At 70.9% G+C, this 25804-nt stretch carries 25 protein-coding genes; 15 read left to right on the forward strand and 10 right to left on the reverse strand.

Going from position 1 to position 25804, the window contains the following annotated elements; genetic code table 11:
- Window positions 1-168 precede the first annotated feature (168 nt).
- Both ACYVO6_RS48695 and ACYVO6_RS48700 read left to right on the forward strand, forming a co-directional pair.
- On the forward strand, window positions 169-1122 hold the full coding sequence (locus tag ACYVO6_RS48695) for a J domain-containing protein (RefSeq protein WP_461073346.1): 954 nt from the start codon (window positions 169-171) through the stop codon (window positions 1120-1122).
- A 92-nt stretch (window positions 1123-1214) separates the two neighbouring features.
- Complete coding sequence (locus ACYVO6_RS48700) at window positions 1215-1544, forward strand: rhodanese-like domain-containing protein (RefSeq protein WP_461073585.1); 330 nt, start codon at window positions 1215-1217, stop codon at window positions 1542-1544.
- Between the two features lie 260 nt (window positions 1545-1804).
- Here ACYVO6_RS48700 and ACYVO6_RS48705 read toward each other — a convergent pair whose 3' ends face one another.
- From ACYVO6_RS48705 to paaA, 6 genes are all read right to left on the reverse strand, one after another.
- Window positions 1805-2941 carry an acyl-CoA dehydrogenase family protein gene (locus ACYVO6_RS48705; protein ID WP_461073348.1) on the reverse strand — a complete coding sequence of 379 codons (1137 nt, stop codon included), beginning with the start codon at window positions 2939-2941 and terminating at the stop codon, window positions 1805-1807.
- A 164-nt stretch (window positions 2942-3105) separates the two neighbouring features.
- Window positions 3106-4173: a 2Fe-2S iron-sulfur cluster-binding protein gene (locus tag ACYVO6_RS48710; RefSeq protein ID WP_461073350.1), complete on the reverse strand. Its 1068-nt coding sequence runs from the start codon at window positions 4171-4173 to the stop codon at window positions 3106-3108.
- The gene (gene paaD / locus ACYVO6_RS48715; RefSeq protein WP_461073352.1) at window positions 4173-4787 is read right to left on the reverse strand and encodes a 1,2-phenylacetyl-CoA epoxidase subunit PaaD; all 615 of its coding nucleotides are present in this window, start codon (window positions 4785-4787) and stop codon (window positions 4173-4175) included. Before paaD ends, ACYVO6_RS48710 begins: the two co-directional genes overlap by 1 nt.
- Window positions 4781-5500, reverse strand: coding sequence for a 1,2-phenylacetyl-CoA epoxidase subunit PaaC (paaC, locus tag ACYVO6_RS48720; RefSeq protein WP_461073354.1), 720 nt, complete (start codon window positions 5498-5500; stop codon window positions 4781-4783). Before paaC ends, paaD begins: the two co-directional genes overlap by 7 nt.
- Entirely contained in the window at window positions 5497-5784 is a 288-nt protein-coding gene (gene paaB, locus ACYVO6_RS48725) for a 1,2-phenylacetyl-CoA epoxidase subunit PaaB (RefSeq protein WP_033320367.1), read from the reverse strand. The genes paaC and paaB overlap by 4 nt, the downstream gene beginning before the upstream one ends.
- Entirely contained in the window at window positions 5781-6791 is a 1011-nt protein-coding gene (gene paaA, locus ACYVO6_RS48730; protein WP_461073356.1) for a 1,2-phenylacetyl-CoA epoxidase subunit PaaA, read from the reverse strand. The genes paaB and paaA overlap by 4 nt, the downstream gene beginning before the upstream one ends.
- Before the next feature lie 270 nt (window positions 6792-7061).
- Here paaA and ACYVO6_RS48735 point away from each other — a divergent pair, with 270 nt between their 5' ends.
- The 3 genes from ACYVO6_RS48735 (at window position 7062) to ACYVO6_RS48745 (ending at window position 9903) form a co-directional block, all read left to right on the forward strand.
- The gene (locus ACYVO6_RS48735; RefSeq protein ID WP_461073358.1) at window positions 7062-7841 is read left to right on the forward strand and encodes a DUF5819 family protein; all 780 of its coding nucleotides are present in this window, start codon (window positions 7062-7064) and stop codon (window positions 7839-7841) included.
- 65 nt (window positions 7842-7906) lie between these two features.
- On the forward strand, window positions 7907-9106 hold the full coding sequence (locus tag ACYVO6_RS48740) for an HTTM domain-containing protein (protein ID WP_461073587.1): 1200 nt from the start codon (window positions 7907-7909) through the stop codon (window positions 9104-9106).
- Window positions 9103-9903 carry a TrmH family RNA methyltransferase gene (locus ACYVO6_RS48745; RefSeq protein ID WP_461073360.1) on the forward strand — a complete coding sequence of 267 codons (801 nt, stop codon included), beginning with the start codon at window positions 9103-9105 and terminating at the stop codon, window positions 9901-9903. The genes ACYVO6_RS48740 and ACYVO6_RS48745 overlap by 4 nt, the downstream gene beginning before the upstream one ends.
- A gap of 13 nt (window positions 9904-9916) precedes the next feature.
- Here ACYVO6_RS48745 and paaN read toward each other — a convergent pair whose 3' ends face one another.
- Complete coding sequence (gene paaN, locus ACYVO6_RS48750) at window positions 9917-11608, reverse strand: phenylacetic acid degradation protein PaaN (protein ID WP_461073362.1); 1692 nt, start codon at window positions 11606-11608, stop codon at window positions 9917-9919.
- Between the two features lie 148 nt (window positions 11609-11756).
- On the opposite strand from paaN, the gene ACYVO6_RS48755 reads away from it, so the two are divergent.
- Together ACYVO6_RS48755 and ACYVO6_RS48760 are read left to right on the forward strand one after the other, a co-directional pair.
- Window positions 11757-13271, forward strand: coding sequence for a 3-hydroxyacyl-CoA dehydrogenase (locus ACYVO6_RS48755; protein ID WP_461073364.1), 1515 nt, complete (start codon window positions 11757-11759; stop codon window positions 13269-13271).
- Complete coding sequence (locus ACYVO6_RS48760; RefSeq protein WP_461073366.1) at window positions 13268-13858, forward strand: TetR/AcrR family transcriptional regulator; 591 nt, start codon at window positions 13268-13270, stop codon at window positions 13856-13858. Before ACYVO6_RS48755 ends, ACYVO6_RS48760 begins: the two co-directional genes overlap by 4 nt.
- A 36-nt stretch (window positions 13859-13894) precedes the next feature.
- Here ACYVO6_RS48760 and ACYVO6_RS48765 read toward each other — a convergent pair whose 3' ends face one another.
- Window positions 13895-14380, reverse strand: coding sequence for an Lrp/AsnC family transcriptional regulator (locus ACYVO6_RS48765; RefSeq protein ID WP_461073589.1), 486 nt, complete (start codon window positions 14378-14380; stop codon window positions 13895-13897).
- 188 nt (window positions 14381-14568) lie between these two features.
- On the opposite strand from ACYVO6_RS48765, the gene pdhA reads away from it, so the two are divergent.
- Genes pdhA through ACYVO6_RS48800 form a run of 7 tightly spaced genes read left to right on the forward strand, consistent with a single transcriptional unit; the run spans window position 14569 to window position 22678 of the window.
- Window positions 14569-15720 carry a pyruvate dehydrogenase (acetyl-transferring) E1 component subunit alpha gene (gene pdhA, locus ACYVO6_RS48770; protein ID WP_461073368.1) on the forward strand — a complete coding sequence of 384 codons (1152 nt, stop codon included), beginning with the start codon at window positions 14569-14571 and terminating at the stop codon, window positions 15718-15720.
- Window positions 15717-16721 (forward strand): alpha-ketoacid dehydrogenase subunit beta, encoded by a 1005-nt coding sequence (locus tag ACYVO6_RS48775; protein WP_461073370.1) that lies wholly within the window; start codon window positions 15717-15719, stop codon window positions 16719-16721. The genes pdhA and ACYVO6_RS48775 overlap by 4 nt, the downstream gene beginning before the upstream one ends.
- Window positions 16721-18244, forward strand: coding sequence for a dihydrolipoamide acetyltransferase family protein (locus ACYVO6_RS48780; RefSeq protein WP_461073372.1), 1524 nt, complete (start codon window positions 16721-16723; stop codon window positions 18242-18244). Before ACYVO6_RS48775 ends, ACYVO6_RS48780 begins: the two co-directional genes overlap by 1 nt.
- Window positions 18245-18269: 25 nt before the next feature.
- Window positions 18270-19202, forward strand: coding sequence for an NTP transferase domain-containing protein (locus ACYVO6_RS48785; RefSeq protein ID WP_461073374.1), 933 nt, complete (start codon window positions 18270-18272; stop codon window positions 19200-19202).
- The gene (locus ACYVO6_RS48790; protein ID WP_461073376.1) at window positions 19199-20482 is read left to right on the forward strand and encodes a molybdopterin molybdotransferase MoeA; all 1284 of its coding nucleotides are present in this window, start codon (window positions 19199-19201) and stop codon (window positions 20480-20482) included. The genes ACYVO6_RS48785 and ACYVO6_RS48790 overlap by 4 nt, the downstream gene beginning before the upstream one ends.
- A 39-nt stretch (window positions 20483-20521) precedes the next feature.
- A complete protein-coding gene (locus tag ACYVO6_RS48795; RefSeq protein WP_461073378.1) occupies window positions 20522-21646 on the forward strand; it encodes a potassium channel family protein in 1125 nt (374 codons plus the stop codon).
- A gap of 51 nt (window positions 21647-21697) precedes the next feature.
- Window positions 21698-22678, forward strand: a complete 981-nt coding sequence (locus ACYVO6_RS48800; RefSeq protein WP_461073380.1) for an NAD(P)H-quinone oxidoreductase — start codon at window positions 21698-21700, stop codon at window positions 22676-22678.
- Between the two features lie 96 nt (window positions 22679-22774).
- Here the strand turns inward: ACYVO6_RS48800 and ACYVO6_RS48805 are convergent, their stop codons facing one another.
- Entirely contained in the window at window positions 22775-23203 is a 429-nt protein-coding gene (locus ACYVO6_RS48805; RefSeq protein WP_461073382.1) for a hypothetical protein, read from the reverse strand.
- A 189-nt stretch (window positions 23204-23392) separates the two neighbouring features.
- Between ACYVO6_RS48805 and ACYVO6_RS48810 the strand changes: the two genes are divergently transcribed.
- On the forward strand, window positions 23393-23932 hold the full coding sequence (locus tag ACYVO6_RS48810) for a bacterial proteasome activator family protein (protein WP_461073384.1): 540 nt from the start codon (window positions 23393-23395) through the stop codon (window positions 23930-23932).
- A gap of 109 nt (window positions 23933-24041) precedes the next feature.
- Here ACYVO6_RS48810 and ACYVO6_RS48815 read toward each other — a convergent pair whose 3' ends face one another.
- A complete protein-coding gene (locus ACYVO6_RS48815; protein ID WP_461073386.1) occupies window positions 24042-25682 on the reverse strand; it encodes a protein kinase domain-containing protein in 1641 nt (546 codons plus the stop codon).
- Window positions 25683-25804: the final 122 nt, after the last annotated feature.

A 25804-nucleotide genomic window follows, 5' to 3' on the forward strand; every position in this document is an offset into this window, starting at 1 on the left:
AGGGACGGGCGGGGGGAGGGGAGGGGGAGCCCCCTCGGGCCTGTCCGGCGGACCGGGACTCCAACACTCACTTGCGCAGCAGACCAAGGCCTTTGATGAGCCGGGCAGCTCAGGATCCCGTGCACGGGTGCTCCGGTGGGCGGTCGGCTCGTGACCTAGGCTGGGTGGGTGATGACCCCGGAAGCTGAGCAGTCCCAGTCCGAGCCGCCTGTTGAGGAAGGGGCTCCGGAGCCGTCGGCGGATGATGCTCCGCCGGCCGGGGACGAGGCGACGGCTGGGGACAAGGCATCGGCCGATGAGGGTACCGCCGGCGAGGATTCCACCAGCGAAGGTTCCGGTGAGGAGCAGGTGCGGCCGGAGGAGCGGCTGGAGCGGGCCGTGCGTGCGGCCGAGCAGGCGTTGATCGAGTACGAGATCGCGGTGGAGACCTTCCGCGTCGAGGTGGAGAACTTCTCCCGGTTGCACCACCAGAGGCTCGGGCCGATGTACGCGCGGCTCGACGAACTGGACGCGCAGATCGCCGAGGCCCGGGCCGCCCGCACCGGCGACCCGGAGGACATGCGCAAGGCGCAGGAGGCGCGGGCCAGGGTCATGCCGATGCCGGGGGTCGAGGAGCTGTTCCACGGCTGGCTCGACTCGGACGGGCTGTCCCCGGAGGCCTCGGCCATGCTGACCGAGCAGCCGGTACGGCCACCGCAGCGCGTGCGCCCGAGCGACGAGGCCCGCAAGCTCTACCGCGAACTGGTCCGCAAGGCGCACCCCGACCTGGCGCAGGACGACGCCGAGCGCCGACGGCGCGACGAGTTCATCGCCCGGGTCAACGCCGCGTACGCCCGCGGAGACGAGGCCCTGCTCCAGGAGCTGTCCGAGGAGTGGGCCGCCGGGCCCGTACCCAAAGAATGGCGTCCGAGCCGCAGCGAGGAGCTCTACGTCCGCCTCGAATGGCTGGCCCAGCGCAAGGAACTGCTCAGCATCGTGGCCCGCGACCTGGAGGAGAGCGCGATCGGCTCGATGCTCAAGCTGGCCCCGGACGACCCCGACCGGCTGCTGGAGGAGATCGCCGAGCAGCTGCTGACGCAGGTGAACGAGCGCGAGGCGGAGCTGGCGGAGTTGCTCGGCTAGCTTCGCCGGGCTGTGGAGCCGCACGGTGGATGGGCCGGCCGCAGGTGGTGGGTGAGTCGGGTAGCGTCGGGGGTATGCATTTCGGAGCTGGTGTGCCCACGGTCGAGGTCGGGGATCTCGCGGACGGAGACTTTCTGCTGGACGTCCGGGAGGACGATGAGTGGCAGGCCGGTCACGCGGCGGGGGCGCTGCACATCCCCATCAGTGAATTCGTGGCGCGCTACGGCGAGTTGACCGAGGCGGCGCCGCAGGATGGCAGGATCCATGTGATCTGCCGCTCGGGCAGCCGTTCCGCGCAGGTCGCGATGTACCTCGTCCAGCAGGGCATCGACGCGGTGAACGTCGACGGCGGTATGCAGGTCTGGGCAGCCACCGGCCGCCCCGTGGTCGACGACAAGGGTCAGCCGGGCTTCGTGCTTTAGCGCTCCGCTGGGGATGCGGTTTGAAGCTGCGGGTCCGTTGTGGCTGGTCGTTCCCCCACTCTCGGCTTCTCCTCCACTCTCGGCTTCGCTCGAGGGGGATCCCCGTCGCGGCGCAGCCGCACATTGATACAGCACCGCGCCTCTGAAGGGGCGCGGTGCCGCACCGTACTTCAGCAAGTCCGCTCAGCGCGTCACCCACGGCCCCCCGTGAGGCGCCTGGTCCTCAGCGACTCCAGCGGCTACGTGCCGCACTCCGCCGCTCACCCCAGCGCATGCGCCGCCAGCAGATCCCCCAGCGTCTCCTCATGGGCTGCTGCCGGGCCGAGGGAGAGCTCCAGGTGCTTGGCCCAGGCGTGGTAGCGGTGCAGCGGGTAGTCGGTGTCGGCGCCGAAGCCTCCGTGCAGATGTTGCGCGGTCTGCACGACGCGTCGTACGCCCTCGGAGGCCCAGACCTTGGCCACGGCGATGTCGCCGGACGCGGGCAGCGCCCCGCCTGCCCCCGTGCTGATCCGCCATGCAGCCTGCCAGAGGGTCGCCTCCATGGCGCGCAGGTCGATATAGCGGTCGGCGGCCTGCACGGCCACCGCCTGGAACGTGGCGACCGGGAACCCGAACTGCTCCCGCTTGCTGGTGTATTCACTCGTCATCCCGAGGACGCCCTCGCCGAGGCCGAGCGCCAGCGCACACGTTCCGGTGGCGAGCAGATCCCGCAGTGATTCCCAGGCGCCGTCGGCGTCGATGACGTCACGGGCGGCGAGGCGTACGGAGTCCAGCCGGAGTTCGCCGAGCCGTTCACCCGTCGTGGAGAACTGCTCGGCGAGTACGGCGCCTTCGTGGACGCGCGGCACGAGGGCGAGCACGGCGCGGCCCGAACCGGTGCTCAGCGCGGGCACCACGACGAAGTCCGCGTTGTACGCCCAGGGCACCGCTGTCTGCGCCCCGTCCAGCACCCACGCGTCGCCTTCCCGGTGTGCGGTGACGGCCAGTTCGGCACCGTCGTGTCCGGTACGGCCGTTCGCGGCGACGGTCAGCACCACCTCGCCCCGCCCGGCCCTCGCCAACAGCTCCGCCTTCAACTCCTCACCGCCGTACGTCTGCACGGCAAGCGCCGCCGCACTGCTCTCCAGCAGCGGCACCCGCGCGAGCACCTTCGCTGACTCGCGCAGCACCAGGCACAGCGCGATGGCGTCCAAGCCTGCCCCGCCATAGCGCGCGTCGAGCAGCAGGCTCAGCAGGTCGGCGTCGGCGAGCTTGGCCCACAGCGCCCGGTCGAAGTCGTCCGCGACGGCGCCCGCGGTGAGCGCGGGTGAGGGCACCCCGTCCGGCGCTACCCCGGCGAACACCGCCTTCGCCGCCTCCACGGCCGCCTGCTGCTCCTCGCTGAAGGTGAAGTCCACAGCCTGTCCTCCCACGTACCTGATCCATCGGACGGATCTGATGGACCGACGATGGATCTGACGGAGCGTCAAGGTAGAACAGGTTCTACGAAAAGGGAACGGCGCGACAGGAAGGGAGCCGTCGGCGAGCGAACCTTCACCCGCCGAAGCTCACGGGCCAAAGGTCACCGGTCGAAGTCCAACTCCACCCTCTCCGTGGCCGGATGGGACTGGCACGCCAGCACATACCCCGCTTCCGTCTCCTCCGGCTCCAGCGCGAAGTTGCGGTCCATCCGGACCTCGCCGGAGACCAGGAACGCCCGACAGGTTCCGCACACCCCGCCCCGGCAGGCGTACGGCGCGTCAGGGCGGTTGCGCAGCACCGTCTCCAGGAGCGGCTCGCCGTCCCGCACCGGCCAGGTGCCCGCGCGCCCGTCGAGCCGCGCGGTCACCGTGCTGTGCGCGGGAGTCGGCACGGTGGCAGCCGGTGTGGCCCCGTCGTCCACATGGAAGATCTCCTCATGGATACGGCTCCGCGCCACCCCGAGATCGCGCAACGCCCGCTCTGCCCCCTGCACCAGCCCGAACGGCCCGCACAGAAACCAGCCCGCGACCGCGTCGATGGGCAGCAGCGCCGGAAGCAGCCCCGTGAGCCGCTCCCGGTCGAGCCGCCCGGAGGGCAGACCGGCCTGCTGCTCCTCCCGGGAGAGCGCCGTCACCAGCTGGAACCGCTCCGGAAAGCGGTCCTTCAGATCGGCGACCTCCTCCAGGAACATCGTCGAGGCGGACGTACGGTCGCTGCGTATGAGGCAGAACCGCGCCTCGGGCTCCCGAGCCAGCAGCGTCGTGACGATCGACAGCACGGGGGTGATGCCACTGCCGCCGACCACCGCCGCATACAGCCCGGGCGCCGGTTCGAGTGTGAAGCGGCCGGCCGGCGTCATCACCTCCAGCTCGTCGCCTACACCGATCTCCTTGAGGGCGTACGCCGAGAAGGCCCCGCCCTCGACCAGCCGCACCCCGACCCGCAGCGTCCGGGGGCCGTCGCCCTCCGCGGGGACGGGCGCCGGCGAGCAGATCGAGTACGTACGCCGTATCTCCGCGCCGTCGATCGTGTGCCGCAGCGCCAGGTGCTGGCCCGGCGCGTACCGGTACTCCTCGCGCAGCTCCGGCGGCACCGCGAAGGTCAGAGCGACGGAGTCGTCGGTGAGCCGGTCGACCGCGGCCACCGGGAGCGTGTGGAAGCGGGCCATCACAACTCCTTGAAGTGGTCGAACGGTTCACGGCAGGACAGACAGCGCCGCAGCGCCTTGCACGCGGTGGACGAGAAGCGGCTGAGCAGTTCGGTGTCGGCACAGCCGCAGTGCGGACAGCGCACGGGGTCCGCCTCCGGGCCCGTATCCGGTGGGGCGTCGGCCACCCTGCCCGGAGTGTGCGCGGCCGTCCGCGTCGGGCCGAGCGATATCGGAACCGGCCCTGTCGCCCGCTGTGTACGCGGCGGCGCTATCCCGAACTCCTGCAGCTTGCGGCGTCCTTCGTCCGAGATGTCGTCCGTCGTCCAGGCAGGGGAGAGCACGGTCTGGACGGTCACTTCCAGCACCCCGTGCTCGTGCAGCACCCTCTCGATGTCCGCCGACATGGCCTCGACGGCCGGGCAGCCGGTGTAGGTGGGCGTCAGTTCGACCTCGACCGAGCCGGCCCCACGGATGTGGACCGCGCGGAGCACGCCCAGCTCCTCCAGGGTGAGGACGGGCAACTCGGGATCGGGCACGGAACCGGCGAGCCTGCGCAGCTCCTCTTCGAGGACGGTCGTCTCCTCTTCGAGGAGAGTCGCCTTCTCTTCGATGGGCGTCGTCCTGGTCACCATGACGCCCCCGGGTGACTGCGGTGCAGATGCTGCATCTCGGCGAGCATCCGTCCGAAGGGTTCGGTGTGCAGCCCCTGGCGTCCGGCGCCCGCGGTCCACGCCCCGGACCGCGGTCCCTCCGGAACGTCGAGGGTCGCCCGGCGCAGGACGGCGGAGACGGACTTCAGCCAACTGGTCTCCAGAGTCGCCCAGTTGACGTCCACCCCCTCGACCGGCTGGAACATCTCACCGGTGTACCGCCACAGCGCCTCGCACGCCCGTCGCATCCGCTGATGGCTCTCGGCCGTGCCGTCGCCCAGTCGCAGCGTCCACTGCTCGGCGTGGTCCTGGTGGTAGGCGACCTCCTTGACGGCCTTGGCCGCGAGCGGGGCGAACTCGCTCTCTGAGGTGGCCAGTTCCGCGTACAGCAGCCGCTGGTAGGTGGAGAAGTACAGCTGGCGGGCGATCGTGTGGGCGAAGTCGCCGTTCGGCTGCTCGACCAGCTGGAGGTTGCAGAAGGCGCGCTCCTCGCGGAGATACGCCAGCTCGTCCTCGTCGCCGGCCATCGACAGGAGCACCCGCGCCTGGCCCAGCAGGTCGAGGGCGATGTTGGCGAGGGCCACTTCCTCTTCGAGGACGGGCGCCTTGCCCGCCCACTCCCCCAGCCGGTGCGACAGCACCAGGGCGTCGTCGCCGAGGGCGAGGGCGGCTGCGGAACCGGCGGTGACCGTCACAGGTGCTTCACTCCTTCCGGGATGTCGTAGAACGTCGGATGGCGGTACGGCTTGTCGGCGGCCGGTTCGAAGAAGGGGTCCTTCTCGTCCGGTGAGGACGCCGTGATCGCGGCGGAGGGGACGACCCAGATGGAGACGCCCTCGCCGCGCCGGGTGTACAGATCGCGGGCGTTGCGCAGCGCCAGCTCGGCGTCCGGTGCGTGCAGGCTGCCGGCGTGGGTGTGCGAGAGTCCGCGGCGCGAGCGCACGAAGACCTCCCACAGGGGCCAGTCGTTGGTGGTCATGCTCGCGCCTCCCCGTTGCCCGCGGCGTGTTTGCCGGCGTATGCCGCGGCCGCTTCCCGTACCCATGCGCCTTCTTCGTGCGCTTGCCTGCGCTGCGTTATCCGCTGTTCGTTGCACGGGCCGTTGCCCCTGAGGACCTCCCGGAACTCCGTCCAGTCGATCGCTCCGAAGTCGTGGTGCCCCCGCTCCTCGTTCCACTTCAACTCCGGGTCGGGGAGCGTGAGTCCGAGGGACTCGGCCTGGGGGACGCAGATGTCCACGAAGCGCTGGCGCAGTTCGTCGTTCGAGTGCCGCTTGATCTTCCAGGCCATCGACTGCGCGGAGTGCGCGGACTCGTCGTCGGGCGGGCCGAACATCATCAGCGAGGGCCACCACCAGCGGTTCACCGCGTCCTGCGCCATCTCGTGCTGCTCCGGCGTGCCGCGGCTGAGGGCCAGCAGCAGCTCGTATCCCTGGCGCTGGTGGAAGGACTCCTCCTTGCAGATGCGCACCATCGCGCGCGCGTACGGCCCGTAAGAGCAGCGGCACAGGGGCACTTGGTTGGTGATCGCGGCGCCGTCCACCAGCCAGCCGATGGCGCCTACGTCCGCCCATGTCAGCGTCGGGTAGTTGAAGATCGACGAGTACTTCTGGCGGCCGGTGTGCAGCTTGTCGAGCAGCTCCTCCCGGCTGGTGCCGAGTGTTTCCGCCGCGCTGTAGAGGTAGAGCCCGTGGCCGGCCTCGTCCTGGACCTTGGCCATCAGGATCGCCTTGCGGCGCAGGGAGGGCGCGCGCGTGATCCAGTTGGCCTCCGGCTGCATGCCGATGATCTCGGAGTGGGCGTGCTGCGCGATCTGCCGGACCAGTGTCGAGCGGTAGGCGTCAGGCATCCAGTCGCGCGGCTCGATGCGGTCGTCGGCGGCCACGGCGGCGTCGAAGACAGCCTCGTACGCCGCTGTCCGCGCGGCCTCGTCCGCCGTCCCGTCCGCCTGTGCGCGGGCGGTGCGGTGCTCGGCTGCTGTCGCCATGTGGTCCCCCTCGACCTAGATCAAGCTACCGACCGATCGTTCGGTTCGTCCGATTCAATGGTGGGACGAGGGCCCTAAGGTGTCAACCGCTGTGGATAACCCGCTGTGGACAACGTCACGGTCATGGCCGCTGTGTTCGTTGGGGCTGTGCCGGGCGGGCGGCCTTAAGTACCGTGCCGGTGCGAACGTCGCGGCGCGGCACCCCGCGGGCGGTACGGCACCTCGCCGGCCGGCGACAGGAATCTGGCGGACATCGGGAAACGGGGCGGAATGGACGCGTACGACGAGGGCTCGAACCCCCGGCACGAGCTGCCGGACGAGCCCGAGCCCGCCGCTGCCGACTTTCACCCACCGAACGACCCCGCGCCCCCTCCCCCCACCGGAATAGCCGTCCTTTCCCTCCGCTACCAGATCGCCGTCGCCCTGGCCCTCGCCGTCGTCACGGTCGCCGCCTGTGTGCACTTCGGCACGATGTTTCTGCACGTCGCGCCCTCGAACACGGTCACCAAGCAGCATGGACAGGCGATCGACGAGTGGGTCTATCCCGAGTTCGAGCAGAACTGGAAGCTCTTCGCCCCCAACCCGCTGCAGCAGAACATCGCGGTCCAGGTCCGCGCCGAGGTGCGGGCCGCGGACGGCGGCATACGGATGACCCGCTGGTACGACCTCTCGGCGCTGGACGGCGCGGCCATCGACGGCAATCTGCTGCCCAGTCACACCCAGCAGAACGCACTGCGCCGCGCCTGGGACTTCTATGTGGCCACGCACGACAACGAGAACCGTCCCGACGGACTGCGCGGCGCCCTCGCCGAGCGCTATCTGCGCCGCCTCGTGGTGCTGCGCCTGGACCGTGAGCAGGCGGGCGGCCGGGGCGCGGTCGTCCAGCAGGTCCAGGTCCGCTCCCGTACGACTAACGTGCCGCCTCCGGAGTGGAGCACAGAGCAGGTGTCCGACAAGCCCGTCTTCCGTGAACTGCCCTGGTGGCCGGTGACCGAGACCGACAGGGCGGCGGGCACGCGCGACGCCGGCACAGAGGCGGGGGCCCAGTGAGCAGCGACGACCGCACCGGCACCCTCGACCACAAACCCCGCCTCGACCGGAAACTCGCGCACGGCATCGCCTGGGTCACGGGTTCGGCGCTCGGCCCGTACCAGACCGCCGTGATACGCATCGGCTTCGCCGCCACCTGGCTGCTGTTCCTGCTGCGGGAGTTCCCGCACCGCCGGGACATGTACGGGCCCGACGGCCCCTGGAGCTGGGACCTCGCCCAGCAGCTCATCGCGGACAACCACGCCTTCACGGCCCTGATGTGGTCCGACAGCCAGACCTGGTTCGAGATCGTCTACGCACTGGCCGTGCTGTCGAGCGCCCTGCTGATGCTGGGCTGGCGCACCCGTGCCATGTCGGTGCTCTTCATGATCGGCGTGCTCTCGCTGCAGAACCGCAGCGTCTTCATGGGCGACGGCGGCGACAACGTCATCCATCTGATGGCGATCTACCTGGTGTTCACGCGCTGCGGTCAGGTGTGGTCCCTGGACGAGCGGCGGGAACGTCGCGCGCGTGAGGCACGCGCGCGTGGAGAACGTTCCGGCCCGGACAGGGTGGGTCCCGCCCTGTGGGGCGTGCTCGGATTCCTGCTGGCGGCGGCCACGCTCGCGGGGAGGATCGACGGCGGCTTCCTGGGCGGCTGGCTGACGGTCTTCTGGGGGCTGTGGGCGGTGCAGGGCCTGTGGTGGGTCGTCTCACGCCGTGCGCGGACCGCCGAGCCGCGGATCTTCCTGGACGTCGTCGCCAATCTCGTCCACAACGCCGCCCTGTTCATGATCATGGCCGAAGCGTGCCTGATCTATGCGACCGCCGGCTGGTACAAGATCCAGGGCTCGCGCTGGCAGGACGGCACCGCCGTCTACTACCCGCTCCACCTCGACTACTTCTCGCCCTGGCCCGCCCTCTCCGACCTGCTGTCCGCGAACGGCACGCTGGTGATGCTGGTGACGTACGGGACGGTCGTCGTGCAGGTCGCCTTCCCCTTCACGCTGTTCAACCGGCGGGTGAAGAACATCCTGCTGGCAGCCATGATCACCGAGCACGCCGTGATCGCCGTGGTTCTCGGCCTGCCGTTCTTCTCGCTCGCCATGATCGCGGCGGACGCGGTCTTCCTGCCGACGTCCTTCCTGCGACGCCTCGGCGGACGGGCGGCACGCGCGCGCGTGCGGCTGTTTTCGCGCGGCCGCCCTACGCTGCCGGGACCCCGCAAGGGTGATCAGCGCACCCCGGAGGAGGCCGAGCACCCGCACGTAGGCTTCACCGCATGACGGCCCCGCACCACGACCCCGTACGCGCCTGGCACCGGCTCGCCGACACCGCCGTACTGCTCGACGGCTTCCATGCCCTCAAGCACGCCGTACGCTTCCACGCCGAGGTCCCGGTGGCCGTCACCCCCGACCGGCAGGCCGCCCTCGCGCTGGCCGAGGAACTGGCCCCGGACGTACGGGACACGCTTGACGGGCTTCTGGCGGAGGTCCCGGAGGACGTCTTCAAAGCCCTCGTCTCCCGTCCACACCCCACCGCGGTGGCCGCTTTGGCGGTACGTCCCTCCCGTGCGGCCAACCTGGAGACGCTGGCCCGCGTCCCCCGGCCCACCCCCGTCGTAGTCCTCGACAATCCGCGCAACCTGGGCAACGCCGGAGCCGTGATCCGTCTCGCCGCCGGCTTCGGAGCGACCGGTGTGGTCACCACGGGCACCCTCGACCCCTGGCATCCCACCGTCGTACGCGGCGGGGCGGGGCTGCACTTCGCGACGGCCGTGGAGCGGCTCGCCGTGCACGAACTGCCCCCGGGCCCGGTGTTCGCCCTCGACCCGGAGGGCGAGGACATCCGTGGCCTCAAGCTCCCGGACGACGCCCTGCTCGCCTTCGGCTCCGAGCGCAGCGGACTGTCGCCCGGACTGCGCGCCCGCGCCGACCACTTGGTGTCCCTGCCGATGCGCCCCCAGGTCTCCAGCTACAACCTCGCCACCAGTGTGGCCATGACGCTGTTCCACTGGAGCGCGACCGGGGGCGGAGCCGGAAGCGGGCCGGTGCCGGGCGGCCCTGACGTCCGCCCGGCCTGAGCATCCGGAAGGCTCACGCCTCCCGACGCACCTCCACCACCCGGAAGCGGTTCGCCACGAACGCTCCGTCGCACAGCGCCGCGTTCGCCGCCGGGTTGCCGCCCGAGCCGTGGAAGTCCGAGAAGGCCGCCGTCTGGTTGACGTACACCCCGCCGGTCAGGTTCAGCGAGAGCTGGGCGCACTCCTCCAGGCAGGCCTCCTGCACGATCTGCTCGACCTCCTGGGAGGTGGTGTACGCGCCGACGGTCATCGCACCCTTGTCCCTGATCGTCCGCCGCAGCAGCTCCACGGCCTCCTCGGCCGAGTCGACCGCGACCGCGAAGGACACCGGCCCGAAGCACTCGCTCATGTAGGCCGCCTCGGCATCGGGCTTGGCGCCGTCCAGCTTCACGATCACGGGTGTACGGACGACCGCGTCCGGGAACTCCGGGTTGCGGATCTCCCTTGAGGCCAGGGCGACTTCGCCGAGGCCCGACGCGGCCTCCAGGCGGGCCTTCACGTCCGGGTTCACGATCGCGCCGAGCAGGGCGTTCGCGCGGGCGTCGTCCCCGAGGAGTCCGCCGACCGACTTCGCGAGATCGGCGACCACCTCGTCGTACGACTTGGGGCCCTCCTCCGTACGGATGCCGTCGCGGGGGATCAGCAGGTTCTGCGGGGTCGTGCACATCTGGCCGCTGTAGAGGGACAAGGAGAAGGCCAGGTTCGACAGCATCCCCTTGTAGTTGTCGGTCGACTCCACGATCACCGTGTTGACGCCGGCCTTCTCCGTGTAGACCTGCGCCTGCCGGGCGTTGGCCTCCAGCCAGTCGCCGAACGCCGTCGAGCCCGTGTAGTCGATGATCCGGATCTCCGGGCGCACGGCCAGGGTCTTCGCGATGCCTTCCGAGTCACGCTCGGCGGCCAGGGCCACCAGGTTCGGGTCGAAGCCCGCCTCGGCGAGCACCTCGCGCGCGACCTGCACGGTGAGGGCGAGTGGCAGCACCGCGCGCGGGTGGGGCTTCACCAGGACCGCGTTGCCTGTGGCCAGGGAGGCGAACAGGCCCGGATAGCCGTTCCACGTCGGGAAGGTGTTGCAGCCGATCAGCAGCGCGATGCCGCGCGGCACCGGCATGAACTGCTTGTTCAGCGCGAGGGGCTCACGCTTGCCCTGGGGCTTGGTCCACTCCGCGGTGTCCGGGGTGCGGACCTGCTCCACATACGCGTACGCCACCGCCTCCAGTCCGCGGTCCTGGGCGTGCGGGCCGCCCGCCTGGAACGCCATCATGAAGGCCTGGCCACTGGTGTGCATGACGGCGTGCGCGAACTCATGCGTGCGGTCGCTGATCCGCTTGAGGATCTCCAGGCACACCACCGCGCGCATCTCCGCACCCGCGTCACGCCAGGCCCGCTGACCCGCGCGCATGGCGGGCAGCAGCACGTCGATGTCCGCGTGCGGGTACGTGACACCCAACTCGACGCCGTACGGGGAGACTTCGCCGCCCACCCAGTCGTCAGTGCCGGGCTGGCCCAGGTCGAGGCGGCTGCCCAGGAGGGCATCGAAGGCGGCCTTGCCCTCCGCCATGCCCAGGCTGCCGTTCTCGCCATACGCCTTGGGGTGCTCGGGGTGCGGGGACCAGTACGCGCGCGTGCGGATCGTTTCCAGCGCTTGGTCGAGAGTGGGCCGGTGCTGGGCGATCAGCTGGTGCGCGGTGAGTTCGGCGGCCATCAGGGACCAACTCCTCGTCTCTAGAGCTCTCCGTTGAGCTCGCGACCTGGGCACAAATGGGCAGACAGGGCTAGAGTAACCGAACGATCGGTCGGGACAAGGGGGTCCGCTGAAGCTGTGGAAAACCCCGTGCGGGAGGATCGCGAGCATGACAGCACTCGACCTCGCCGACCCGGTGGCCGTCGTCGGCACGGGCACCATGGGCCAGGGCATCGCCCAGGTCGCACTGGTCGCGGGCCACCCCGTGCGGCTGTACGACGCCGTCCCCGGCCGGGCCCGGGCCGCGGCCGAGACCATCGGCGCCCGCCTCGACCGGCTGGTCGAGAAGGACCGGCTGACCGGCGCCGACCGGGACGCCGCGCGCGCCCGCCTGCGCCCCGCCGAGAGCCTTGCCGAACTGGCCGACTCCCATCTCGTCGTCGAGGCCGTCCTGGAGCGGCTCGACGTCAAGCAGCAGCTACTGCGCGAGCTCGAGGAGATCGTCACACACGACTGCCTGCTCGCCACCAACACTTCCTCCCTGTCGGTGACCGCCATCGGCGGCGCCCTGCACAACCCCGGCCGCTTCGTCGGCCTGCACTTCTTCAACCCCGCGCCGCTGCTGCCGCTCGTGGAGGTCGTCTCCGGGTTCGCGACGGACGTCACGTCGGCCACGCGCGCGTACGAGACGGCACGCGCCTGGGGGAAGACCCCGGTCGCCTGCGCCGACACCCCCGGCTTCATCGTCAACCGCATCGCGCGGCCCTTCTACGCCGAGGCCTTCGCGGTGTACGAGGCCCAGGCCGCCGACCCCGCCACGATCGACGCCGTCCTGCGCGAATCCGGCGGTTTCAAGATGGGCGCCTTCGAGCTGACCGACCTCATCGGGCAGGACGTCAACGAATCGGTCACCCGCTCCGTGTGGGAGGCCTTCTTCCAGGACGTGCGGTTCACGCCCTCGCTCGCCCAGCGGCGGCTCGTCGAGTCGGGCCGGCACGGCCGCAAGACGGGACGCGGCTGGTACGCGTACGGGGACGACGCCGAGCGGCCCGAGCCGCACACCGCGGAGAAGGCCCAGCCGCCCGCGTACGTCGTCGCCGAAGGCGACCTGGGCCCTGCGGCCGAACTGCTCCCGCTGATCCGCGAGGCGGGCATCCAGGTCCGCGAGGACGAGGAGGACCACGGCACCCGCCTGGTGCTGCCCGGCGGCGGACAGCTGGCCCTCGCGGACGGCCAGACCTCCGTCGAGTTCCGTGACGTCGTCTACTTCGACCTGGCGCTCGACTACCGGAAGGCGACCCGCATCGCCCTGTCCGCCTCGCAGGACACCCAGCCGGGGACCCTCGCCGAGGCCACCGGGCTCTTCCAGGCGCTCGGCAAGGACGTCAGCGTCATCGGGGACGTACCCGGCTCGATCGTCGCCCGCACCGTGGCCCGCATCATCGACCTGGCGCACGACGCGGTCACCAAGGGGGTGGCCACCGAGGAGGACATCGACACGGCGATGCGCCTGGGCGTCAACTACCCGCTGGGGCCCTTCGAATGGAGCCGCAAGCTCGGCAAGAGCTGGGCCTACGACGTCCTGGAAGAGCTGCATCTGCGCGATCCCTCCGGGCGGTACGCGCCGTCCCTCGCGCTCTACCGACATGCGTACGCATCCGAGAAGCGGGAGGGCACCCCATGACCACCGCCAAGCGCGACACGTACACGCCGGAGACGCTGCTCTCCGTCGCCGTACGGGTCTTCAACGACCGCGGCTACGACGGCACGTCCATGGAGCACCTCTCCAAGGCGGCCGGCATCTCCAAGTCGTCGATATACCACCACGTCGCGGGCAAGGAGGAGCTGCTGCGCCGGGCCGTCAGCCGGGCGCTGGACGGCCTCTTCGGGATCCTCGACGAGGAGCACGCGCGCGTGGGGCGTGCCGTGCAGCGACTCGAGTACGTCACCCGGCGCATGGTCGAGGTGCTCACCGCCGAACTGCCCTACGTGACGCTCCTGCTCCGGGTGCGCGGCAACACCGGCACCGAGCGCTGGGCCCTGGAGCGGCGCCGGGAGTTCGATCACCGGGTGGCCGAGCTCATGAAGGCGGCGGCAGCCGACGGGGACGTCCGCGCGGACGTGGAGTTCGGGCTCGCCACCAGGCTGGTCTTCGGGATGATCAACTCGCTCGTCGAGTGGTACCGGCCCGACGGCCGGGGTGTGGGCGAGCGTGAAGTCGCCGACGCCGTCGTGCGGTTGGTCTTCGAAGGGCTGCGCAAGGAGGAGTGAGATCCGGGCCGCACGCCGCGAAGGAGACGGCTGGGGTCAGCCCTCCGGCTCCACGTCCTCCTCTTCGAAGACGAGCAGCGTCCGGGTGCTGAGCACCTCCGGGATGGACTGGAGGCGGGTCAGCACCAGGTCGCGCAGATTCCTGTTGTCCGGTGTGTGCACCAGGAGCAGTACATCGAAGTCCCCGCTGACCAGGGCGATATGGGCAACCTCGGGGAGCGCGCGTAGTTGTTCGCGCACCGTGCGCCAGGAGTTCTGCACGATCTTCAGGGTGATGTAGGCGGCGGCGCCCTTCCCGGCCCGCTCATGGTTGATGCGGGCACCGAAGCCGAGGATCACGCCGTCCTCGATGAGCCGGTTGATGCGCGCGTAGGCGTTGGCCCGGGACACATGGACGCGCTCGGCGACGGACCGTATCGAGGCGCGGCCGTCGGAGCGCAGCATCTGGAGGATGTCCTGATCGATGGCGTCCAGCGGACGCGGAGGAGTGTCGGCGCGGCCGCCCTCCGGTTCCTCGGCCATTTGTTCAGGTGCCATGTCCCCCCGCCTCCATACCATGGACGTACTGCGTCCATCCCAGGCTGTGGAGAACCGTTTGTCCACAGCCTGAAGCTGCCTGTAGCCAAAATGTGCCGACGACCGAACAATCGGTAGGTGAGGCGCATCGCAGCCGGTGTGCCGCCGAACCACTCCCATGAGGAGGTGCCGTCATGACGGTCATGGAGCAGCGGGGCGCCTATCGGCCCACCCCGCCGCCTGCCTGGCAGCCCCGCACCGACCCCGCCCCACTGTTGCCGGACGAGGCTCCGCACCGCGTCCTCGGCACGGACGCGGCGGCCGAGGCCGACCCGGGGCTGCTGCGTCGTCTGTACGGGGAGCTGGTGCGCGGCCGTCGCTACAACGCGCAGGCCACCGCCCTCACCAAGCAGGGCCGACTCGCGGTCTACCCCTCCTCCACCGGCCAGGAGGCCTGCCAGGTCGCTGCCGCGCTCGTCCTCGAAGAGCGCGACTGGCTCTTCCCCAGCTACCGCGACACGCTCGCCGCCGTCGCCCGCGGCCTCGACCCCGTCCAGGCCCTGGGCCTCCTGCGTGGCGACTGGCACAGCGGATACGACCCCCGCGAGCGCCGTATCGCGCCCCTCTGCACCCCCCTCGCGACCCAACTCCCGCACGCCGTGGGCCTGGCGCACGCCGCGCGTCTTCAGGGCGACGACGTGGTCGCGCTCGCCCTGGTCGGCGACGGCGGCACCAGTGAGGGCGACTTCCACGAGGCGCTGAACTTCGCCGCCGTCTGGCAGGCCCCGGTCGTCTTCCTCGTCCAGAACAATGGCTTCGCGATCTCTGTCCCGCTCGCCAAGCAGACCGCCGCGCCCTCCCTCGCCCACAAGGCGGTCGGCTACGGCATGCCGGGCCGCCTGGTCGACGGCAACGACGCGGCCGCGGTGCACCAGGTCCTCGGCGAAGCCGTGGCCCACGCGCGCGCGGGAGGCGGACCGACGCTCGTGGAGGCGGTGACGTACCGCATGGACGCCCACACGAACGCCGACGACGACAAGCGCTACCGCGGCGACTCCGAGGTCGAGGCCTGGCGCGCCCACGACCCGATCGCCCTCCTGGAGCACGAGTTGACTGAGCGCGGACTCCTCGACGAGGCCGGCATGCAGGCCGCGCGCGAGGACGCCGAGGTGATGGCCGCGGACCTGCGCGAACGCATGAACCAGGACCCGGCGCTCGACCCGATGGACCTCTTCGGGCACGTCTATGACCGGCCCACGACCCAGCTCCTGGAGCAGGAGGCACAGCTGCGGGCCGAACTGGCCGCCGAGGAGCGTCACCACGAGTCGGAGGGAGCGCCGCGATGACCACGGTCGCCGTGAAACCGGCCACCATGGCGCAGGCCCTCGGCCGCGCCCTGCGCGACGCGATGGCCGCCGACCCGACTGTCCACGTCATGGGTGAGGACGTCGGCACCCTCGGCGGTGTCTTCCGGGTCACCGACGGGCTCGCCAAGGAGTTCGGCGAGGACCGCTGTACGGACACGCCGCTGGCCGAGGCGGGAATCCTCGGGACGGCCGTCGGCATGGCCATGTACGGGCTGCGGCCGGTCGTGGAGATGCAGTTCGACGCCTTCGCCTACCCCGCCTTCGAGCAGCTGATCTCGCACGTGTCGCGGATGCGCAACCGCACGCGCGGCGCGATGCCGCTGCCGCTCACGATCCGTGTCCCCTACGGGGGAGGCATCGGCGGCGTCGAGCACCACAGCGACTCCTCCGAGGCGTACTACATGGCGACTCCGGGGCTCCACGTCGTCACGCCCGCGACGGTCGCCGACGCCTACGGGCTGCTGCGTGCCGCCATCGCCTCCGACGACCCTGTGGTCTTCCTGGAACCCAAGCGTCTGTACTGGTCGAAGGATTCCTGGAACCCCGACGGGCCACCGGCCGTTGAACCGATAGGCCGTGCGGTGGTGCGGCGCTCGGGCCGGAGCGCCACGCTGATCACGTACGGGCCGTCCCTGCCCGTCTGCCTGGAGGCGGCCGAGGCGGCGCGGGCCGAGGGCTGGGACCTCCAAGTTGTGGATCTGCGCTCCCTGGTGCCGTTCGACGACGAGACGGTGACCGCGTCCGTACGGCGCACGGGGCGGGCCGTCGTGGTGCATGAGTCCGGGGGCTTCGGCGGACCGGGTGGCGAGATCGCCGCCCGGGTCACCGAGCGGTGCTTCCACTACCTGGAGGCGCCGGTGCTGCGGGTGGCCGGGTTCGACATCCCGTACCCGCCGCCGATGCTGGAGCGGCACCATCTGCCCGGCGTCGACCGCATTCTGGACGCGGTCGCGCGGCTGCAGTGGGAGGCGGAGAACTGATGCCCCAGGTCCTCGAATTCAGGCTGCCCGACCTCGGCGAAGGGCTCACCGAGGCCGAGATCGTCCGCTGGCTCGTACAGGTCGGCGACGTCGTCGCCGTCGACCAGCCGGTCGTCGAGGTCGAGACGGCCAAGGCGATGGTTGAGGTGCCCTGCCCGTACGGCGGCGTGGTCACGTCCCGCTTCGGCGAGGAGGGCACGGAACTACCCGTCGGAGCACCGCTGTTGACGGTGGCGGTCGGAGCACCCGCCTCCAGTGACGCGGACGAGGGATCCGGCAACGTACTCGTGGGGTACGGCACGGGAACGTCGCCCGCGCGACGCGGAAGGGTGCGGCCGACCGGCCCGGCGTCTGCTGGGCGACAGCCGCACGGTGGGCCCACGGAGGGTCCAGGCGGCGCGGATGTGGCGTCCCCCGGTCGCGGTGCGGACACGTCGGCAGTCGACCGCGGTGCGAACAGCGCTGCCGTGGGAACGGCGGCGCACGACACCGCTGCCCACCGCCTCGCGCAGGACGTGGCGTCCACCGAGGGCCGGCCGGGCGGCGGGGGCGAAAGCCGCGTCGACGGCCCCGTGCCGGTGATCTCTCCGCTCGTGCGGCGGCTGGCCCGGGAATACGGCCTGGATCTACGGGAGTTGGCGGGATCCGGACCCGAAGGGCTGATTCTGCGGGCGGACGTGGAGCACGCGGCGCGCGCCGCCGGTGCACGCGTCCGGGGGACAGAGACCAGGGCTGTGCCGTACACGCCGGTGGTGCCGGAGCCCTCGGCCGCCGCCCACGCGCGCGTGCCCGCCGCTGAGACTCCTGCGGGCGCGGCAAGCGTTCCCGCAGCCGCAGGCACCCGCATCCCCCTGCGAGGCGTACGCGGTGCCGCCGCCGACAAGCTCACCCGCAGCCGTCGCGAGATCCCCGACGCGACCTGCTGGGTGGACGCCGACGCGACGGAACTGATGCACGCGCGCGTGGCCATGAACGCGGCCGGCGGACCGAAGATCTCCCTCCTCGCGCTGCTCGCCCGAATCTGCACCGCCGCTCTCGCCCGCTATCCCGAGCTCAACTCCACGGTCGACATGGACGCCCGGGAGGTCGTACAACTCGACGAGGTGCACCTCGGGTTCGCGGCGCAGACCGAGCGCGGGCTCGTGGTGCCGGTGGTGAAGGACGCGCATGCGCGGGACGCGGAGTCGTTGAGCGCGGAGTTCGCGCGGCTCACCGAAGCGGCGCGTACGGGGAAGCTCACCCCCGGGGAACTCACCGGCGGGACCTTCACGTTGAACAACTACGGCGTGTTCGGCGTCGACGGCTCCACGCCGATCATCAACCACCCCGAGACGGCCATGCTCGGCGTCGGCCGGATCGCCCCCAAGCCCTGGGTTTACCAGGGCGAGCTGGCGGTGCGGCAGGTCGTACAGCTCTCGCTCACCTTCGACCACCGGGTGTGCGACGGCGGTACGGCCGGCGGGTTCCTGCGGTATGTCGCGGACTGCGTGGAGGAGCCGACGGTACTCCTGCGTTCCCTGTGATCGCCGTGGCACGCATACTCGTGGGGTGACCGCGTACCAGCCCCCCGGCGATCCCGGCGATCCCGAGGTCGACGTACACGACGCCGTCGTGCTCGCCGGAGGTGCCGCCCGGCGGCTCGGCGGCGCCGACAAGCCCGGTGTGCGCGTGGGCGGTCGCCCACTGCTCGACCGGGTCCTGGCCGCCTGCTCCACTGCCGCGACCACCGTGGTCGTGGCGGACCGCAGGGCCACCGCGCGCCCGGTGCTGTGGGCGCGCGAGGACCCGCCCGGCGCGGGTCCGCTGGCCGCGCTCGACGCGGGGCTCCGGCGGACCTCGGCGGCGTACGTCGTGGTGCTCTCCGCCGATCTGCCGTTCCTCGACGAGGAGACGGTACGACGGCTGCTGGCGGCCCTTCGGTCGACCGACACCGAAGGCGTGCTGCTCACCGACCCCGCCAGCCGCGACCAGCCGCTCGTGGCCGCGTACCGGAGTTCGGCGCTGCGCCGTGAGCTGGCGGCGCTCGACGCCGAGCACGGTGGTCTGGCCGGACTGCCGCTGCGGCTGCTCACCGGTGCGCTCGACCTCACCCGTATCACCGACCCCGTCGCGTCCTTCGACTGCGACACCTGGGACGACATTGCTGCCGCCCGGGCACGTATCAGGGAGCATGGGCACGTGTTGGATGAATGGATTTCCGCAGTCAAGGAAGAGTTGGGCATCGACCTCGATGTCGACACCGGCGTCCTGCTCGATCTCGCCCGCGACGCCGCGCACGGTGTGGCCAGGCCCGCGGCACCGCTGACGACGTTCCTCGTCGGATACGCGGCTGCCCAGGGCAAGGGCAGCCCCGAGGCAGTGGCCGAGGCTGCCCGCAAGGCGACAGCGCTCGCGCTGCGCTGGGCGGAGGAGGACGCCACCGCGGGACCGTCCGACTCCGGGACCGGCACCGCCACCGATGCGCGCCCGGACGCCGGATGACCGCTCACGGGCAGTACGAGGACGTCGACCTCGACGTGGAGGAGGCCCTCGCTTTGGTCAAGGACAGCGATGCCCACCGGCCCGGCGAGGCCACCCACTGGCCAGAAGCGCGCGCCACCGCCGAGCGAGCCCCCCGCACTCCGGCCGCTCCCGTCTCCGTCCCGCTCGACACCGCGCAGGGCCTCGTTCTCGCCGCCTCTCTCACCGCCCTCACGGACCTCCCGTCGTTCGACACCTCCGCGATGGACGGCTGGGCGGTCGCCGGACCCGGCCCCTGGCACGTCCGGCCGGAAGGGGTGCTCGCCGGGCGCGCCGAGCCGGCGCCGCTCACCGACGGCGAGGCGGTCCGGATCGCCACCGGCGCACGCATCCCGCAGGACGCCACCGCCGTCCTGCGCAGCGAGCACGGCCGCACCGACGACAAGGCCCGGCTGCACGCGACCCGGGACGTCGTGCACGGCCAGGACATCCGCCCACGCGGCCAGGAATGCCGCTCCGGTGACGCCCTCCTGCCTCCCGGGACGCTGATCACCCCACCCGTGCTCGGGCTCGCGGCAGCCGCCGGATACGACACCGTCTCCGCCGTCCCGCGCCCCCGCGCCGAAGTCCTTGTCCTGGGCGACGAGTTGCTCACCGAGGGCCTGCCTCACGAGGGCCTGATCCGCGACGCGCTCGGCCCGATGCTGCCGCCCTGGCTGCGCGCGCTCGGCGCGGACGTCATCGCGGTGCGCAGGCTCGGCGACGACGCCGAGGCGCTGCACAAGGCACTGCAGCACTCCGAAGCCGACCTCATCGTCACCACCGGCGGCACCGCCGCGGGCCCCGTCGACCACGTCCACCCCACCCTGCGCCGCATCGGTGCCCAGCTTCTGGTGAACGGCGTCAAGGTGCGCCCCGGCCACCCCATGCTGCTGGCCCGCACCAAGGAGAACCAGCACCTCGTCGGCCTGCCCGGCAACCCCCTCGCCGCCGTCTCCGGCCTGCTCACGCTCGCCGAACCTCTGCTGCGTACCCTCGCGGGACGCCCGGCCCTGGAGCCGTACACGCTGCCCCTGGGGGACGCGGCGCACGGGCATCCGTACGACACCCGGCTGATCCCCGTCATGCTGCGCGAGGACCGTGCCGTGCCGCTGCACTACAACGGCCCGGCCATGCTGCGCGGCATCGCCGTGGCCGACGCGCTCGCGGTCGTCCCGCCCGGCGGTGGCCGCCCCGGCCAGAAGCTGGAGATCCTCGAGCTGCCGTGGGCGACGGCCGGGATTGGGGCAGGCCTCGCATGAATCGGGTCAGGGTGACTCTCATATGAACCGGATCGGGGAGTGTTTCACGTGAAACTTCCGGGCCATGACGCCATCGCCCGCCAGGCGGACGAACGTCTTGTGACCCACCGGGTGGCACTTCCCCGCAGAACGGTGGAGCGCCCGATACGGCAGGTCACCAAGCGGGTCGTGATGGCGCTGCTGTTGCTGGTCGGCACCGCTTTCATCGTCTACCTCGACCGCGACGGCTACAACGACAGCTCCGACGGCTCGGTCGACCTGCTCGACGCGTTCTACTACGCGACCGTCACCCTCTCCACCACCGGGTACGGCGACATCTCCCCGGTCAGCGACGCCGCCCGGCTCGCCAATATCTTTGTGATCACGCCGCTGCGCGTGCTCTTCCTGATCATCCTGGTCGGCACCACTCTCGAGGTCCTCACCGAACGCACCCGGGAGGAATGGCGACTGAACCGCTGGAGGACCGCTTTGAGAGAGCACACCGTTGTCATCGGCTTCGGGACGAAGGGCCGCTCGGCGATTCAGACCGTGTGTGCGACGGGCCTGAAGAAGGAGCAGGTCGTGGTCGTCGACCCCAGCTCGAAGGTGGTCGACGCGGCGACGGCGGACGGGTTCGCGGGCGTGGTCGGCGATGCCACGCGCAGCGACGTACTCCTCAGGGCCGAGGTGCAGAAGGCGCGGCAGATCATCATCGCGACCCAGCGCGACGACACCGCCGTACTCGTGGCGCTGACGGCCCGGCAGCTCAATCGCGGGGCGAAGATCGTGGCCGCGGTCCGCGAGGAGGAGAACGCGCCGCTGCTGCGTCAGTCCGGCGCCGATGTCGTCATCACCAGCGCGAGCGCGGCGGGACGGCTGCTCGGACTCTCGGTGCTCAGCCCCAGCGCGGGCATGGTCCTGGAGGACCTCATCCAGCAGGGCAGCGGGCTCGACATCGTCGAACGGCCCGTTGTGAAGGCCGAAGTGGGGCGCGGGCCGCGGGATGTGGACGACCTGGTGGTCAGTGTCGTACGAGGGCATCGCGTGCTCGGATACGACGATCCGGCCATCGACAAGCTCCAGTTGACGGACCGTCTGATCACCATCGTGCGGAAGTCGCCGCATACGCAGGTCGCGCCCGACACCAAGCGCCTGCCCGACATCCGGCGCCTGCCCGGGACCTAAGCGGCAGGAGGGGCCATCGGTCCGCCGAACCCCCGGGAGTAGCCTCGCCGCATGCGTGCGATCACGATTCCTGAACCTGGTGGGCCCGAGGCACTGGTGTGGGACGAGGTCCCGGATCCGGTGCCCGGAGAGGGCGAAGTGCTGGTCGAGGTGGTGGCCGGGGCGGTCAACCGCGCCGATCTGCTCCAGCGGAAGGGCTTCTACGATCCGCCGCCCGGCACCTCCCCGTACCCGGGACTCGAATGCTCCGGACGGATCGCCGGGCTCGGCCCCGGCGTCTCGGGATGGGCCGTCGGCGATGAGGTGTGCGCGCTGCTCGCGGGCGGCGGGTACGCCGAGAAGGTCTCCGTACCGGCCGGACAGCTGCTGCCCGTGCCCGAGGGCATCGAGCTTCAGCAGTCGGCCGCGCTGCCCGAGGTGACCTGTACCGTCTGGTCAAACGTCTTCATGATCGCCCACCTCCGCCCCGGCGAGACCCTCCTCGTGCACGGTGGCGCGAGCGGCATCGGCACCATGGCGATCCAGCTGGCGAAGGCGGTCGGCGCGAAGGTCGCCGTCACGGCGGGCAGTAAGGAGAAGCTGGCGTACTGCGCGGAGCTGGGCGCGGACGTCCTCATCGACTACCGCGAGCAGGACTTCGTCGAGGAGATCAAGGCCGCCACGGACGGTGCGGGCGCGGACGTCATCCTCGACATCATGGGCGCCAAGTACCTGGACCGGAACGTCAAGGCCCTCGCCACCAACGGCCGCCTCGCGATCATCGGCATGCAGGGCGGCGTCAAGGGCGAGCTGAACATCGCCACGCTCCTCAACAAGCGGGCCGCCGTCACCGCCACCTCGTTGCGTGGCCGGCCCGTCGCCGAGAAGGCGGCGATCGTCGCGGCCGTACGCGAGCACGTCTGGCCGCTGATCGCCGGCGGTCATGTACGTCCGGTCGTCGACCGTGAGCTGCCGATGAGCGAGGCAGCCGCGGCGCACCGAGTGCTGGAGGAGAGCGGGAACATCGGGAAGGTGCTGCTGACACTCCCGTAAGGCCCTTCAGCACGCTCCCGTCAGGCAGCACCCAGCGTGCCCCTGCAGGCGCCCAGCACGCCCCCGTACGGCACCGTGCATGTCCCGTACGGCGCCTCAGCCGCGCCGTACGCGCAGGCCGAGGAACGCGAGCCCCAGACCGAGGCCGATGAGGACCAGTCCGCTGCCCAGGGGGAGAACGCGCAGCACGGGTTCCGAGGGGGGCGGCGGTGCGGCGTGCGGTGACGGCTCGGAGCCCACGTCGGCGCTGGCAGTGGTCAACGGGCCGACCGGAATATCCGGCACCTCTGGGACGCCGGGGTCGATCTCCGGGCGTAGGTCATCCTCCCCCGGCGCAGGCTCCCGGCCCGGCCTCTCCCGCCCCACGCCCGCACGGCTGCCGGCGCGCGACTCGGCGGGGTCGGGCTCGACGGCGTACGAAGCGGCGGGCGGCGCGACGGACGAGGTGTACGAAGCATGGGTGGGGGCCGCCGCCAGGAGCAGCAGCAGGCCGGCTGAGCTCAGCGTACGAAGCCACGGAGCCATGTCGATGACCCCCTCCCGATGCTCGGGCGCCAAGACGCATCAAGCGTCACACGGGCCCCGTGCTCCGGCATCTCGGTCACGAGCGAACCCACTGTCCGCCCGACGCGAACACCGGCTCCGTACACGGTGGATCACTTTCGCGAGGGGGCACCAGGGTGGTGAGGTGTACGGGTGCGAGAGAATGGCGGCATGGAGATGCCGAGGAACGAAAGGTCGCCGGAGAACCCACAGATCCTGGTCGTTGGCCAGGACGGAATGGCTCTCGGCGGCGGAGGAGACGACGACTCCCGCGAGGTCCCGGTGACGGAGATGGTGGAGCAGCCCGCCAAGGTCATGCGCATCGGGAGCATGATCAAGCAACTGCTGGAGGAGGTGCGCGCGGCACCTCTCGACGAGGCGAGCCGGGTCCGACTCAAGGAGATCCACGCCAGCTCGGTGAAGGAGCTGGAGGACGGTCTGGCTCCCGACCTCGTCGAGGAACTGGAGCGGCTGTCCCTGCCGTTCACGGAACAGGCGATCCCCTCCGACGCGGAGCTGCGTATCGCGCAGGCCCAGTTGGTGGGCTGGCTTGAGGGCCTCTTCCACGGAATCCAGACGACCCTGTTCGCCCAGCAGATGGCGGCCCGTGCCCAGCTGGAGCAGATGCGCCGCGCCCTGCCGCCGGGCGTCGGAGGCGAGGGCGACGACGAGCCGCACAAGGGTGGCCGCTCGGGCGGGCCGTACCTGTGAGTGCCGTACCTGTAGAGCCGTACGCGTAAGACGGCAGCGCGCAGAGACAAGGGGCCCGGCACGGATGCCGGGCCTCTTCGTGTGTCCTTGAGGATCGATGTCCGGAGGATCAGGCGGGATTGCCCGTCGAGACATCGAGCTGGATCTTCGGCATGTCCTTGGGGTCGACGTCCGTGTCCTTCGCGGGGAACTGCTTCATGACCGTGCCGTCGCCGAAGGTGTTCTCGTCGACCGGATTCTCTTCGTACAGCCAGCCCGCTTGCTGCAGGCACTTTTTCACCGACTCGATGTTCTTGAAGGAGAAGTCGGGCAGTTTGATCTTGTTGGGGTCGTTGTACGACTCGTCCGGCTCCGTGCACTCCTCCGCCTCGATCGTCTTCGAGGGATCCGGAGCCTTGTACTCGGCCTCCTGCGTCGCCGACGCGCTGGCGCTGGCGTCGTTGTCACCACCCTCGTCGTTGCCGTCCCCACCCAGGTTCAGCGCCACGATCAGGCCGACGACGGCGGCCAGCGCGACGACGGCCGAGCCGATGATCACCGGCAGGTTGCTCTTGCGGCCGCCGCCCGGGGAGGGGGCCGAGGGCTGCTGCGGGGAGACCGTGTACGGCGGCGGGGTCGACAGGCCCTGCTGCGGGGAGTACGCCGCGGTCTGCGGAGGCGTCTGGTAGCCGCCCTGCTGCGGATAGCCGTAGGCCGGGGAGTGCGGCGCGGGCGAGGGGGTCGGCGGGCCGTACGGACCGGGCGTGTACGGCGTCTGGACGTTCCCCGCCTGGCTCGGGCCAGTCGGGTCGATCGGCGGGAAGACCGCGGAGCCGACGCCGGCGCCGCTCGGCGTCTGGGCGCCGGGGACGATGCTGGGCGCGGCCGTGTGCAGCGACTGGGCCACGCGCTGGCACTCGTCGCGCATCGACTCGGCGCTCGGGAAGCGCTCGTTCGGGTTCTTCTTCAGCGCGCGGGCGATCAGCGCGTCCACGGCCGGCGGCAGCGAGCGGTTGACCGAGGAGGGCGCGACGGGCTCCTCCTGGACGTGCGCGTACGCGATCGCGAGCGGCGAGTCCGCGTCGAACGGCAGCCGTCCGGTGACCAGCTGGAAGAGCATGATGCCGACGGAGTACAGGTCGGAGCGGGCGTCCACGCCCCGGCCCAGCGCCTGCTCCGGGGAGAGGTACTGCGGGGTGCCGACCACCATGCCGGTCTGGGTCATGGAGGTGACACCGGACTGCATGGCGCGGGCGATGCCGAAGTCCATCACCTTGACGACGTTCCGCTTCGTCATCATCACGTTGCCCGGCTTGATGTCCCGGTGGACCAGGCCCATCTCGTGGCTGATCTCCAGCGCCGCCAGCACGTACGCGGTGATCTTCAGGGCCTTGTCGGAAGGCATCGCGCCGTACTGCGCGATGTCCGCCTCGAGGACGGAGCCGAGCGGCTTGCCCTCGATGTACTCCATGACGATGTACGGGGTGGTCACACCGCCAAGATCGTCCTCGCCGGTGTCGAAGACCGAGACGATGTTCGTGTGCGTGAGTTTGGCCACTGCCTGGGCCTCGCGGCGGAAGCGCTCACGGAAGGCCTGTTCGCGTCCCAGCTCGGTGTGAAGTGTCTTGATCGCTACTTGTCGGTCGAGCACCGAGTCGTATGCGAGATGGACCGAGGCCATGCCGCCTTCGCCGAGCAGATCACGCAGTTGATAGCGGCCGCCGGCGACCGCACGCCCCGCGTACCGGCCCTGTGCGCCGTCCTGGCTCATGTTCTGCGTCCCCCATCGGCGTGCGCCGTCGCGCGGGCCAAAGCTGCTGGCGTGCTCCCGCGGCCGGTGATCCTTTGTCCATTCCCGGCCAAGTCTGCCCGAGGGCACTGACACGTCAAGCG

Source organism: Streptomyces pseudoechinosporeus, from assembly GCF_054783935.1.

What these genes read in the sequence shown, in the direction of transcription:
- ACYVO6_RS48710 (WP_461073350.1), bottom strand. Translation starts at nt 4,173, where the DNA reads ATGGCCCGCTTCCACACGCTCCCGGTGGCCGCGGTCGACCGGCTCACC.
- paaD (WP_461073352.1), bottom strand. Translation starts at nt 4,787, where the DNA reads ATGGTGACCAGGACGACGCCCATCGAAGAGAAGGCGACTCTCCTCGAA.
- paaB (WP_033320367.1), bottom strand. Translation starts at nt 5,784, where the DNA reads ATGACCACCAACGACTGGCCCCTGTGGGAGGTCTTCGTGCGCTCGCGC.
- paaA (WP_461073356.1), bottom strand. Translation starts at nt 6,791, where the DNA reads ATGGCGACAGCAGCCGAGCACCGCACCGCCCGCGCACAGGCGGACGGG.
- ACYVO6_RS48735 (WP_461073358.1), top strand. Translation starts at nt 7,062, where the DNA reads ATGGACGCGTACGACGAGGGCTCGAACCCCCGGCACGAGCTGCCGGAC.
- ACYVO6_RS48745 (WP_461073360.1), top strand. Translation starts at nt 9,103, where the DNA reads ATGACGGCCCCGCACCACGACCCCGTACGCGCCTGGCACCGGCTCGCC.
- paaN (WP_461073362.1), bottom strand. Translation starts at nt 11,608, where the DNA reads ATGGCCGCCGAACTCACCGCGCACCAGCTGATCGCCCAGCACCGGCCC.
- ACYVO6_RS48755 (WP_461073364.1), top strand. Translation starts at nt 11,757, where the DNA reads ATGACAGCACTCGACCTCGCCGACCCGGTGGCCGTCGTCGGCACGGGC.
- ACYVO6_RS48760 (WP_461073366.1), top strand. Translation starts at nt 13,268, where the DNA reads ATGACCACCGCCAAGCGCGACACGTACACGCCGGAGACGCTGCTCTCC.
- ACYVO6_RS48765 (WP_461073589.1), bottom strand. Translation starts at nt 14,380, where the DNA reads ATGGCCGAGGAACCGGAGGGCGGCCGCGCCGACACTCCTCCGCGTCCG.
- pdhA (WP_461073368.1), top strand. Translation starts at nt 14,569, where the DNA reads ATGACGGTCATGGAGCAGCGGGGCGCCTATCGGCCCACCCCGCCGCCT.
- ACYVO6_RS48775 (WP_461073370.1), top strand. Translation starts at nt 15,717, where the DNA reads ATGACCACGGTCGCCGTGAAACCGGCCACCATGGCGCAGGCCCTCGGC.
- ACYVO6_RS48780 (WP_461073372.1), top strand. Translation starts at nt 16,721, where the DNA reads ATGCCCCAGGTCCTCGAATTCAGGCTGCCCGACCTCGGCGAAGGGCTC.
- ACYVO6_RS48790 (WP_461073376.1), top strand. Translation starts at nt 19,199, where the DNA reads ATGACCGCTCACGGGCAGTACGAGGACGTCGACCTCGACGTGGAGGAG.
- ACYVO6_RS48800 (WP_461073380.1), top strand. Translation starts at nt 21,698, where the DNA reads ATGCGTGCGATCACGATTCCTGAACCTGGTGGGCCCGAGGCACTGGTG.
- ACYVO6_RS48805 (WP_461073382.1), bottom strand. Translation starts at nt 23,203, where the DNA reads ATGGCTCCGTGGCTTCGTACGCTGAGCTCAGCCGGCCTGCTGCTGCTC.
- ACYVO6_RS48810 (WP_461073384.1), top strand. Translation starts at nt 23,393, where the DNA reads ATGGAGATGCCGAGGAACGAAAGGTCGCCGGAGAACCCACAGATCCTG.
- ACYVO6_RS48815 (WP_461073386.1), bottom strand. Translation starts at nt 25,682, where the DNA reads ATGAGCCAGGACGGCGCACAGGGCCGGTACGCGGGGCGTGCGGTCGCC.